Source organism: Rhodospirillaceae bacterium (assembly GCA_028819475.1).
In the GTDB taxonomy this organism is placed as follows: domain Bacteria; phylum Pseudomonadota; class Alphaproteobacteria; order Bin65; family Bin65; genus Bin65.
This window is the reverse complement of record JAPPLJ010000014.1, coordinates 1-12,234: the sequence shown is the minus strand read 5'-3', so window position 1 is coordinate 12,234 and position 12,234 is coordinate 1. Positions and strand designations below refer to the sequence as shown.

Sequence of the window (12,234 nt, the reverse complement as noted above, 5' to 3'; positions counted from 1 at the left end):
ATCCTCTTCAGAGGGGGAAGTGGCCGAGCGCAGCGAGGTCGATGGGGGTGTCCGCGCGCCGGTAAGGCCGTGCCTGTCGCGACTGCACCCCCACCCGGCTCGCTTCGCTCCCCGACCTCCCCATCTGAAGAGGGGGAGGTATAGCGCAGCGGATGCGCGAGGCGTCGTCGCGGGACCTCGTCTCGAAGAGCTTTGCCAGAGACTGCGTCCCGTCAGCCTTCGCCGTTGTCCTTCCTCTCCGCTTCCAGTTCGGCGCGCAATACGTTCTTGGCGATCTTCTCGATGGTCGAGCGCGGGAAGTCGTCGACCAGGCGGACCTCCGTCGGCACCTTGAAGTCGGCCAGCGACTGCCGGCAGGCGGCGACGATGCGCTCGCCGTAGTCTGGCGGCGCGTTGGCGGCCCCGCCGTCGACCAGGATGTAGGCGACCGGCACCTCGTCGAGCATCGGATGCTTCTTCGCGACGACCGCGACCTCGCGGGCGAGCGGCTGCTCGGCGATCACCCGTTCGACCTCCGAGGCGGCGACATTCTCGCCGCCGACCTTGAGCATGTCCTTGGCCCGGTCGGCGAAGCTGCAGAAGCCGTCGCTGTGGACCGTGATCTTGTCGCCGGTGGTGAAAAATCCTTCCTCGTCGAACGCCTCGGCCGTCGCCTCCTCGTTGCCGAGATATTCGGCGAACATGGAGATGCCGCGCACGCCGCGGATGAACAGGTCGCCGGTCTCGTCCGGGCCGACCGGGTCGCCGGCCTCGTTCAGCACCCGGATATCGTATTCGACCGAGGGCTTGCCGACGGAGAGCGGCCGGTTCGGCAGGTGGACGTCGCCGACGAAGCCGTGGCTGACGGTCTCGGTCATGCCCCACCAGCCGATCGTCTTGACGCCGAAAATCTCGTCGGTCGGCGGGCTGCAGATGCCGTTGCCCATCAGCCGGATCGGGTGGCGCTCCGGCACGTCGTGATCCATCAGCGCCCGGTTCATGAAGGGCACCATGCTGGTCCAGGTGCAGCCGTTGCGGATCGCCACGTCCCAGAACCGGCGGGCCGAGAAGCGCGGCTGGACCACGCAGCCCGCGCCGACCCACAGCGAGGCGAGCGCCGAATAGGCCTGGGCGTTGGCATGGAAGAGCGGCAGGTAGGTCAGGTGGCAGTCGGTCTCGCGCAGATCCTCGTGCAGCGCGTTGATCCTGGCGCCCCACAGGCCGTTGCCGTGCAGCCAGAGCACCGCCTTGGGCCGCGAGGTCGTGCCCGAGGTGAACTGGACGGACAGCGGTGCCATCGGGTCGGCGGGGCGGGACGGCGCATCGGCCGGATCGCCAGCCAGCCGGGCGAAGCTGTCCCCGCCCCATCCTCTTCCGGATCCGCTTCCCGGCGCGCTGCCCGGTGCGGGCGCCTCGCCGTTGTCGGTATCGGTGACGGCGACCCAGCGCAGATCCTTGCAGGCGCCGCCGATCATGGCGGCGAATTTCGGCTGGGTGATCGCCGCGACGGCGCCGGAATGGTCGGCGAAATACGTCATCTCATCGGCCGCCGAGCGCGCGTTGGTCGTGACGCAGATCGCGCCGATCTTCGCGCAGGCGAACCAGGCGAACAGGATTTCCGGGCAGTTGTCGAGATGGACCAGGAGGCTGTCGCCGGCCTTTATGTCCCGCGCCGCCAGGCCGGCGGCAACGCGGTCGACCTCATGGGCGAATTCGGCGAAGGTCCAGCTCGCGCGCGGCCCGGCGAACGGCTCCCACACCAGGAACGGCTTGTCCGGATGGCTCGCCGCCCGGGCGGCGACCAGCGCCGGAATGTCGAAGCCGGCGAAGGGATGAACGAGAGGCGATTCGATCCGGCGCATGGCGTCCTTCGAGACGAGGTTTCGCGACGCGGTCCTGCGGACCGCTCCTCAACCTCTCCTCAGGATGAAGCTGAGAATGTCAAGTCAATATGTCTCTTCATCCTGAGGAGGGCGTTGAGGAGGCCCGAAGGGCCGTCTCGAAACGCCCGTCTCGAAGGACGAAGCCCCGGCTCCCCGGGGTCGCCCGGTCGCCCTTGCGAAACGGCGGGCGCTGGCTTCTATTGCACCGGACGCCATTCAGCGGACGGGACCATGACCGGCCGGCGGTTCCGGATCGACCGGGGCGGCGCCCTTATCGATGTCGTAACCGATGCGCCGGGTGGCCGGCCGATGGCCCGCAAGCGGATGCCGGTAACTCACCGGCGCCATCCCGACGCGCTCGCGCGCCGGATCGTACAGAGGAACGTCGCGACCCTTCTTGCGCCATGAACCTGAAGAATGCGGAAACCTTCGTCTGGGCGGCGACGCTGGGAAGTTTCACGGCGGCGGCCGACCGGCTGGGCGCGACCCAGCCGGCCATTTCCGCCCGGATCGCGGCCCTGGAAGACGAACTGGGCGTCAAGCTGTTCGACCGGACCGGCCGCCGGATGCAGCTGACGCCGGCCGGCCTGGATCTGCTGCCCCGGGCGGAACGCTATGTCGCGCTTGCGGCGGAAATTAAGGCGGCCGTCGGCGACCGGAATGCGCTCACGGGCCTGGTTCGGCTCGGCACGTCGGAGACGCTGGTCCACGACTGGATCCCGGAACTGATTCGCCAGGTTCACGCCGATTATCCGGGCGTGTCGCTGGAACTGTATGTCGACCTGTCCGTGAATCTGCGCGAGCAACTGGTTGCGCGGGAGCTGGATATCGCCTTCCTGCTCGGGCCGGTGTCGGAGCCCAGCATGATCAACCGGGCCCTGTGCGCCTACGAGATGGCGTGGGTGGCGGGACCTGCGATGATCCTTCCGCCCCGGCGGCTGACGCTCGAGGCCATGGCGAAAGTGCCGATCGTCACCTTCCTGCGGCAGACCCGTCCGCACCTGCAGATCCGGCAGGCGCTGAGCCGTCCGGACCTGCCGACGCCGCGGATCAGCGGTTCGAGTTCCGTGGCGACGATGATTCGGATGGCGGAGGACGGCGTCGGCCTGGCGGCGGTGCCTCTGGACATTGTCCGTCCGCAGATCGAGGACGGCCGCTTGCGCCTGGTCGATACCGACTTGCCGCTCGCAAGCCTTGCCTTTACATCGACCTGGCCCGCCAGCCCGCCGAACCCTCTGGCGCAGCTCGTCGGCCACCTGGCCGACAATGCCGCGAAAGTCCGCCGAAGCACCGTCGCTGCCGGATGATTAATAAAATATTTTTATGAATTATCCAAAAAACAATCAATTTGTTTGATTGAATTGCTGCTCGTACGATCGGCGTTCGAGGAGCGGTGTCAGGCGGCAGCAAGCGACGATTTCGGCGCCTCAGGCGCCGGACGGCTGCTCCAACCGAGCTTCCGGACGAGGAACCAGTGGAGATTATCATGCCGAGAATGACAACCAGGGGATTGCGCCTGGCAGCCGGGGCCGCGCTGGTCGCCGGCGCCGTGGCGGTCAACGCCGCGCACGCACAGGACCTGAAGCGCCAGACGTTCAACGCCGTCGGCACCTGGGGCAACCTGAACAACTTCAAGAAACATGAGGGCCCGTTCTGGCGCGATGTCGTGCCGAAGGCCTCGGGCGGCAAAATCACGGCCAAGGTCCAGCCGATCACCGAAGTCGGCCTGAAGGGCTTCGAGATGACCCGGCTTCTCAAGCTGGGCGTGTTCGATATGGCGTTCGGCGTGATCGGCTATGTGGCCGGCGAAGACCCGGTCTTCGAGGGGCCGGACCTGTCGGCCGTCGCCCAGGACATCGGCACGGCGCGGGCCATCGTGAATGCATACCGGCCGATCATGGCAAAGGCGTTCGAGGAGGTTTTCGAAGCCAAGCTCATGGTCCTCTACCCGTTTCCGAGCCAGATGTTGTGGTGCAATGCCGAAATCGGGAAAATCGGGGACCTGAAGGGCAAGAAAATCCGCGTCTACAGCGCCACTCTGGGCGACTTCGTGGAAGGCGTCGGCGGCGTCTCCACCACCATCGCGTTCGGGGAAGTGGTGCCGGCGCTGGAAAAGAAGCTCGCCGACTGCGGCATCACCGGCACGACGCCGGCCTATAACGCCAAATGGCATCAGGTCGCGACGCACGCCTATGCCATGCGGGTGGGCTGGGGCATCTCTTTCGGCGCCTTCAACCTGAAACGCTGGAACAAGCTGGACGCCGCAACCAGGGCTTTCTTCACCGCGCAATTCCGGATGCTGGAAGACCGCATGTGGAAGACGACGGGGGCCGAAGATGCCATGGGCCTGTCCTGCAACACCGGCGGCGAGTGTACGATGGGCAAGCCGGGCGGGATGAAACTCGTGACGCCGAGCAAGGCCGATCTCGCCAAGCGGACCGAAATCCTGCACAGCCATGTGCTGAAACGCTGGGCCGAACGCTGCAAGAAAAAGCGGCCGAATTGCGTGAAGGACTGGAACGCCACCATCGGCAAGGTCATGAATATGACCATCGCCAACTAGGCGCCTCCGCCGCAATCAGCGAATCGGGGCCGGCGCGATCGGGAAACGATCTTCCGCCGGCCCCGTTTCGTGATACCTCTGGAATGCCTTGTCTTCCGTCGTCCCACCTGACAGCGGCCCGGAGCCGGTGCGCGGCGGCCGCGTCCCCGGCGCCGAAATCGTTCGGCTGCTGACCTGGATCTCCCGGTCGGCCATCTGGATCGGCGGCGCCGGGATTCTGTTCTCGGCCGGGCTCGTGACCGTCGAAATCACGGTCCGCAAGTTTTTCGGTATGAGCCTCGGCGGCGCCGACGAGGTGTCGGGCTACATCTTCGCGGTCAGCACCATGTGGGCCCTGCCGTTCGCGCTGCTGAACCGCGCGAATGTCCGGATCGATGTCGTCTACCTGCGGCTGCCGGCCTGGCTGCGGTCCTTCCTGGACGTCTTCAGCCTGGTCCTTCTCGTCGGCTTCGTGGCCGTCGTGTTCTGGCACTCGGTGAACCTGTTCGTGGAGAACCGGGCCAACGACACCCGCTCGATCACGCCGCTCCAGGCCAGGGTGTGGATCTGGCAGGGTCTGTGGATCCTCGGCATGGCCCTGTTCCTGCTGACCGGCGCGGTCCTGTTCGTTCTTGCCGTTGCCGCTCTGCTCCTGTGGCGGCACGACCGCGTCGCCGGCCTGATCGGCAGCCGCAGCAGCGAGGAAGAGATCGCCAGCGAGACCGCCTTTCTGGGCGAGAGCGGCGGCGGGACCCGGCCCGACGGTCGCAGGGGCGTGTGACATGGCGACAAACACCCTCGTCCTGCTGCTCGTCCTGTTGGCCGCCAGCGTGCCGGTCGCCGGCGCGATCGGCGTGCTCGCGATCGTCGTCGGCGAGGTCTATTCGCCCATGCCGCTGGTCCGGGCGATCGCCGAAAACCTGTGGCAGACCGGCCGGGAGTTCATCCTGATCGCCATCCCCATGTTCATCCTGCTGGGCGAAATTCTGCTGCGCTCCGGCATCGCGCAGCGCATGTACGATGCAATGGCGAAGTGGCTGTCGTGGCTGCCCGGCGGGCTGATGCACTCCAACATCGGCGCCTGCGCCATGTTCTCCGCGACGTCCGGCTCCAGCGTGGCGACCGCCGCGACCGTGAGCACCGTGGCGCTGCCGGAAGTCGACAAACGCGGCTATAACGAGCGCCTGTTTCTCGGCACGCTGGCGGCCGGCGGCACGCTCGGCATCCTCATCCCGCCGTCGATCAACCTGATCGTCTACGGGCTGTTGACCGACACCTCGGTGCCGGACCTGTATCTGGCCGGTTTTCTGCCCGGCTTCCTGCTGGCCAGCCTGTTCATGCTGACCGTGATGATCGCCTGCCTCGCCCGCCCGCACTGGGGCGGCGAGCGCATCCGGGCGACCTGGCGGGAACGCTTCGTCGCGCTGATCGATCTGCTGCCGCCGGTCCTGCTGTTCGTGGTCGTGGTCGGGTCGATCTATGCCGGCTTTGCCACCCCGACGGAGGCAGCGTCGCTCGGGGTCGTGTTCGCGCTGATCCTGGCGGCGTTCCACGGGCGGTTGTCGCTGCGCATGATCGCGCAGGCGGTCGAGGGCGCGATGACGACGACGGCAATGGTCATGCTGATCATCCTGGCCGCCGTGTTCCTGAATTTCGTCCTGGGCATCGCCGGCGTGATCCAGGCGATGACGGCCGGGATCACGGCGCTCGGCCTGTCGCCCTACGAACTGCTGCTTGCGATCATCGTCTTCCTGGTCGTCCTCGGCTGCTTCATGGAGACCTATTCCATGCTGATTCTGACGGCGCCCCTGCTGGTGCCGATCGTCGCGCAGCAGGATTTCGGACTGGCGGACGCCGACGCCAACAAGGTGTGGTTCGGCATCATCATGATCATCCTGCTCGAAACCGCGCTGATCACGCCGCCCGTCGGGGTCAATCTGTATGTGGTCCAGGGTGTGCGGGCCCGGGGCTCGATCACGGACACGATTTCCGGCTCGCTGCCGTTCGTCGTCACCATGTTCGTGATGATCGCCCTGATCGTTCTGTTTCCCCCGCTCACGCTGAACCTTTTCCAGGACCATGCAGTGCCCGTGATTTCCTGGTTCTTCGTCGATTTCCTGGGCTCGATATTCTAGGGACCGGGACAGGAGACCTGCCATGAACGAAATGACTGTCTCGGCCGCCGCCGGCCATACCGATGTCCTGGTCCGGGGTGCGCAGTCGGCGCGCAAACCGATTCGCAGCGGCGCCTATACCGGCCAGACCAGCGCGCTCGGGCCGGGGATCGTCCAGGGCAATGTCGCCGTGCTTCCGGGCGACTGGGCCGACGAATTCCTGCATTTCTGCCGCCGCAATCCGAAACCCTGCACGCCCATCGCCGTCTCCGAGCCGGGCGATCCGATGCTGCCGGAGCTGGGCGACGATATCGACATTCGCACCGACGTGCCGGCCTATCGCGTATTCATGGACGGAAAGCCGGTCGCCGAGACGACGGATCTGCACGACTGGTGGCGCGACGATCTGGTGACCTTTGTCCTGGGCTGTTCCTTCTCCTTCGAGCATGCGCTCGTCCAGGCCGGGCTGCGCCTCCGCCACTGGGACGCCGGCACCACCGTGCCGATGTACAAGACGAATATCGAGACCGCCGCCACGCCGCGCTTCTCGGGCCCGACGGTCGTGTCCATGCGGCCGTTCTCGCCGGCCGACGCCATCCGGGCGATCCAGACCACGTCGCGCTATCCCAGCGTCCACGGCGCGCCGATCCATTTCGGCGATCCGGCCGCCATCGGCATCGCGGACATCGATGCGCCGGACTACGGCGACGCGGTCGAGATACGGGCGGGCGAAGTGCCGGTCTTCTGGGCCTGCGGAGTCACCCCGCAAGCGGTCATCGAGCGCGCGAAACCGCCGCTCTGCATCACCCACAAGCCCGGCTCGATGCTGATCACGGACCTGCCGAACAGTTCGCTGGCGGTGTTCTGAGCGGCGCGGCGGGAAGAGCATCGCCCCGGCGCGGAACCATATCGGAAAGGCGACCTTGACGATAACCCGAACGCCGGACTACGCCGGTGTGACGATGGCGGAGACTTGCGCTTTCGGTTTCAGCGAGAGCAACGGATCGTAACGCGATGACGACGACCGACACCTCCGGACGCGGCTGGCAGTTCTGGATCGACCGGGGCGGCACGTTTACCGACGTGGTGGCGAAGGCGCCGGAGGGGCGGCTCGCGACCCACAAGCTGCTGTCGGAGAACCCGGAGCGCTATCCCGACGCGGCGATCCAGGGCATCCGGGACATGCTGGGCCTGAGTGCCGGCCAGCCGATTCCGGCGGAGCGGATCGACGCCGTGAAGATGGGCACGACGGTGGCGACCAACGCCCTGCTCGAGCGCAAGGGCGAGCGCACCCTTCTGGTCGTCACAAAGGGCTTCGCCGACGCGCTGCGCATCGCCTACCAGGTCCGCCCGCGCCTGTTCGCGCGCAACGTCGTGCTGCCGGAGCTGCTCTACAGCCGGGTTGTCGAAGTAACCGAGCGGGTGATGGCCGACGGCACGGTGGAAACGCCGCTCGATCTCGCCGCCGCCGAGGCGGACATCCGCGCCGCCTTCGAGGCCGGCTACCGCTCGGTCGCCATCCTGTTCATGCACGGCTACCGCTATGCCGGCCACGAGAAACGGGTTGCCGCCCTGTGCCGCGACATCGGCTTCGCCCAGGTCTCGGTCAGCCACGAGGTCAGCCCGCTGATGAAGCTGGTGGGGCGCGGCGACACCACGGTGGTCGACGCCTACCTGTCGCCGATCCTGCGCCGCTACGTCGACCGGGTCGCCGCCGAGATCGGCGATACCGCGCTCATGTTCATGCAGTCGAACGGCGGCCTGACGGACGCGCGCCGGTTCCAGGGCAAGGATTCGATCCTGTCCGGCCCGGCGGGCGGCATCGTCGGGGCGGTGCGCACGGCGGAGATGGCCGGCTTCGACAGGCTGATCGGCTTCGACATGGGCGGCACCTCGACCGACGTGTCCCACTATGCCGGCGAGTACGAGCGCGCCTTCGAGACGCTGGTCGCCGGGGTGCGGATGCGCGCGCCGATGATGCAGATCCACACGGTGGCGGCCGGCGGCGGCTCCATCCTGCATTTCGACGGCGCGAAATACCGCGTCGGGCCCGACAGCGCCGGCGCCGATCCGGGGCCGGCCTGCTACCGCCGCGGCGGGCCGCTCACCGTGACCGACGCCAACGTCATGCTGGGCAAGATCCAGCCGGACCACTTCCCCGCCGTGTTCGGGCCGGGCGGCGACCTGCCGCTGGACCGGGAGGTCGTCGTCCGGCGTTTCGCCGCCCTGGCGCAGGAGATCGAGCGGGCGACCGGCGACCGGCGGACGCCCGAGCAGGTCGCCGAGGGCTTCCTCACCATCGCGGTCGAGAACATGGCCAACGCGATCAAGGAAATCTCGATCCAGCGCGGCTACGACGTCACCGAATACACGCTGGCCTGCTTCGGCGGCGCGGCCGGCCAGCACGCCTGCCCGATCGCCGATACGCTCGGCGTCACCCGGGTCTTCATCCATCCCTTCGCCGGCGTGCTCTCCGCCTATGGCATGGGGCTCGCCGATGTCCGCGCGCTGCGCGAGACCGCCGTGGAAGCGGTGCTGGACGCCGGCCTGGTCGGCGAGCTGGACGCCACTCTCGACAGGCTCGCTGGTTCGGCAGTTTCGGAAATTTCCGATCAAAATGTTCCTGCTGAAAATATCGCGGTCCACCGCCGCGCCCATATCCGCTACGACGGCACCGATGCGGCGATCGTCGTCGCCGCCGGGACGCTTGAGGAAACGGTCGCCGCCTTCGAGGACGCCCATCGCCAGCGCTACGGCTTCACGGTGCCGGAAAAGCCGCTGGTCGTGGAGGCGGTCTCCGTCGAGGCGGTCGGCGCGACCGACCGGGTCGAGGACGCCGTGGTCGCGCGCAGGAACGACGCCGCGCCGGAGGCTATCGACCGCACGCGCTTCTTTTCCGGCGGAGAATCGCACGAATCCGCGATTTTCGACCGCGACCGGCTGCAGCCCGGCGACCGCATCGCCGGCCCGGCCATCGTCCGGGAAGCGACCGCGACCACCGTCGTCGAGCCCGGCTGGGCCGCGACGGTGACCGACCGCAACCACCTGGTGCTCGAGCGGGTCGTCGCGCTCGACCGCGGCGTCGCCGTCGGCACCCGGGCCGATCCGGTGATGCTGGAGGTGTTCAACAACCTGTTCATGTCGGTCGCCGAACAGATGGGCTCGGTGCTGGAGAACACCAGCTACTCGGTCAACATCAAGGAGCGGCTGGATTTCTCCTGCGCCATCTTCGGCCCGGCCGGCGACCTGATCGCCAACGCGCCGCACATGCCGGTCCATCTCGGCAGCATGAGCGAGAGCGTGCGCGCGATCGTCCGCCGCCGCGCCGGCACCATGCGGCCGGGCGAGGTCTACGTTCTCAACGCGCCCTATGCCGGCGGCACCCATCTGCCCGACGTCACCGTCATCACGCCGGTCTTCGCGGAAAATAAACAGACCATTCTGTTTTTTGTCGGCTCGCGCGGCCATCACGCCGATATCGGCGGTATCACGCCCGGCTCCATGCCGCCGGATTCCCGTGTCGTCGAGGAAGAGGGCGTGCTGTTCGACAACGCCCTGCTGGTCGAGGACGGCCGCTTTCTGGAGGCGGAAACCCGCGCCCTGCTGACCGGCGCACGCTATCCGGCGCGCAACCCGGACCAGAATATCGCCGACCTCAAGGCCCAGATCGCCGCCAACGAGAAGGGCGTGCAGGAAATCGGCCGGATGATCGGCCAGTTCGGGCTCGACGTCGTCCACGCCTATATGGGCCATGTCCAGGACAATGCCGAGGAGCAGGTCCGCCGGGTGCTCGACCGGCTGTCCGACGGCGCGTTCGTCAGCCCGATCGACGCCGGCGGCGAGATCCGCGTCGCCATCCGGGTCGACCGGGAGAAGCGCACGGCGGAGATCGACTTCACCGGCACGTCCGCCCAGCTGCCGAACAATTTCAACGCGCCCTCGGCGGTCTGCCGCGCCGCCGTGCTCTACGTCTTCCGGACCCTGGTCGACGAGGACATCCCGATGAACGAGGGCGTGCTCAAGCCGCTCAACATCGTGATTCCCGACGGCTCGATGCTGAAGCCGCAATACCCGGCCGCCGTCGTCGCCGGCAACGTCGAGACCTCGCAGATCGTCACCAACGCGCTCTACGGCGCCATGGGCGTGCTCGGCTCGGCCCAGTCGACCATGAACAACGTCACCTTCGGCAACGACCGGCACCAGTATTACGAGACCGTCGCCGGCGGCATGGGGGCGGGCGAGGGCCATGACGGGGCGAGCGCGGTGCAGACCCACATGACCAACGCGCGCCTCACCGACCCGGAAGTCCTCGAATGGCGCTTCCCGGTGCTGCTGGAGGATTTCCGCCTGCGCCACGGCTCGGGCGGCGCCGGGCGCTGGCGCGGCGGCGACGGCTCGGTGCGCCGGCTGCGCTTCCTGGAAGACATGACGGTCGCCATCCTGGCCTCGCGCCGCATCTACGCCCCCTTCGGTGCGGCCGGCGGCGGACCGGGCGCGAAGGGCCGCAACTGGATCGAGCGCGCCGACGGCAGCACCGTCGCCATGACCGGCACCGACAAGTGCCAGGTCGGCCCCGGCGACGTCTTCGTGGTCGAAACGCCCGGCGGCGGCGGCTACGGCAAGCCGGAAGCGATGCGCGAGGCGGCGGAATAGGGCGATTGCCCGCGCGCGGTTGCGGCCATAGTTTCCGGCCATGACCGTTGCCGCACCCCTGCAGTTGAAAGGCACGCGCGCCGAGGAAAAGCGCCGGGCGCGGCTGGATGCCGTCCGCGCCATCGTGCTGGGCGCGCTCGGCGGCCTTGAGGCGCGGGTCTGGCTCTACGGGTCGTTCGCCGACCGGACGGAACGGGTTTACAGCGACATCGACGTTGCGATCGATCCGTCCGCGCCCCTGCCGGCGGGTTTCCTCCCGGACCTCCACGAGACGCTGGAACTCAGCACCGTGCCGCGCACCGTCCATGTCGTGGACCTGTCCGACGCGGATGCCGAATTTGCCGAAACCGTCCGGCGGAAGGGCATTCTGTGGAGCGGCTGACCCGGCGGCTGCACGATGCCGAAGCGGCGTTGGCGCGGTTCGGCGAAATTCTGGCGGTCGAAGCGCCGACGGACGTCGAGCGCGACGCAGCGATCAAGCGCTTCGAATTTACTTTCGAAGCCGTCTGGAAGGCGGCGCAGCGCTATCTGGCGGTCATGGAACAGGTCGAGGCGGGATCGCCGGGCGCTGTGATCCGAGCCTGCCGGGAAGTCGGCATCGGCGACGAAGACGCAGCCGAGGCGTGCTTGCAGGCCGCGAAGGACCGGAATTTGACAAGCCACATGTATAGGGAAGAAGTGGCAGCGGCAATTTTCGCGCGGCTGCCCGGACATCGCGACACGCTGGCCGCCTGGTTCGCGGACATCGCCGCCCGCGCGCGGCAGCGGCCATAGCGCGCAGCGTTTCGCTCCCCCGTCATTTCGACCGGAGCCGTCCGGAGGACGGCGGAGCGGAGAAATCTTTCAGCCTGGACGCTTCGGTCCCGGCATCGCGCGTGAAAGATATCTCCACTCCGCCCCGGCCGGGGGCCGAGGCTCCGGTCGATATGACGGATGGGGGGAGGCGCTCGGTCGATATGACGGATGGGGGTTTGCGCGGCCGAAAAAACGGGTAGGAAAACATCAAGAAAAATGCTTGCCATTCTCACATTGTTTCCTATATTGTCGGGCAGGAACATAAAGC

General features: G+C 67.4%; 10 protein-coding genes. 9 read left to right on the top strand and 1 reads right to left on the bottom strand.

What is annotated here, in order from left to right; genetic code table 11:
* Positions 1-212 precede the first annotated feature (212 nt).
* A complete protein-coding gene (locus OXM58_03335) occupies positions 213-1,841 on the bottom strand; it encodes an AMP-binding protein (GenBank protein ID MDE0147381.1) in 1,629 nt (542 codons plus the stop codon).
* A gap of 252 nt (positions 1,842-2,093) precedes the next feature.
* On the opposite strand from OXM58_03335, the gene OXM58_03330 reads away from it, so the two are divergent.
* The 9 genes from OXM58_03330 (at position 2,094) to OXM58_03290 (ending at position 11,945) form a co-directional block, all read left to right on the top strand.
* Positions 2,094-2,270 (top strand): hypothetical protein, encoded by a 177-nt coding sequence (locus tag OXM58_03330; protein ID MDE0147380.1) that lies wholly within the window; start codon positions 2,094-2,096, stop codon positions 2,268-2,270.
* Positions 2,267-3,169, top strand: a complete 903-nt coding sequence (locus tag OXM58_03325) for a LysR family transcriptional regulator (GenBank protein MDE0147379.1) — start codon at positions 2,267-2,269, stop codon at positions 3,167-3,169. Before OXM58_03330 ends, OXM58_03325 begins: the two co-directional genes overlap by 4 nt.
* 179 nt (positions 3,170-3,348) lie before the next feature.
* Entirely contained in the window at positions 3,349-4,425 is a 1,077-nt protein-coding gene (locus OXM58_03320) for a TRAP transporter substrate-binding protein (protein ID MDE0147378.1), read from the top strand.
* Between the two features lie 127 nt (positions 4,426-4,552).
* On the top strand, positions 4,553-5,185 hold the full coding sequence (locus tag OXM58_03315; protein MDE0147377.1) for a TRAP transporter small permease: 633 nt from the start codon (positions 4,553-4,555) through the stop codon (positions 5,183-5,185).
* Between the two features lies 1 nt (position 5,186).
* Positions 5,187-6,539, top strand: coding sequence for a TRAP transporter large permease subunit (locus OXM58_03310; GenBank protein ID MDE0147376.1), 1,353 nt, complete (start codon positions 5,187-5,189; stop codon positions 6,537-6,539).
* 22 nt (positions 6,540-6,561) lie between these two features.
* A complete protein-coding gene (locus tag OXM58_03305) occupies positions 6,562-7,386 on the top strand; it encodes a putative hydro-lyase (GenBank protein MDE0147375.1) in 825 nt (274 codons plus the stop codon).
* A gap of 146 nt (positions 7,387-7,532) precedes the next feature.
* Positions 7,533-11,171, top strand: coding sequence for a hydantoinase B/oxoprolinase family protein (locus OXM58_03300; GenBank protein MDE0147374.1), 3,639 nt, complete (start codon positions 7,533-7,535; stop codon positions 11,169-11,171).
* Between the two features lie 40 nt (positions 11,172-11,211).
* On the top strand, positions 11,212-11,553 hold the full coding sequence (locus OXM58_03295; protein MDE0147373.1) for a nucleotidyltransferase domain-containing protein: 342 nt from the start codon (positions 11,212-11,214) through the stop codon (positions 11,551-11,553).
* Positions 11,541-11,945 (top strand): nucleotidyltransferase substrate binding protein, encoded by a 405-nt coding sequence (locus tag OXM58_03290; protein MDE0147372.1) that lies wholly within the window; start codon positions 11,541-11,543, stop codon positions 11,943-11,945. The genes OXM58_03295 and OXM58_03290 overlap by 13 nt, the downstream gene beginning before the upstream one ends.
* Positions 11,946-12,234: the final 289 nt, after the last annotated feature.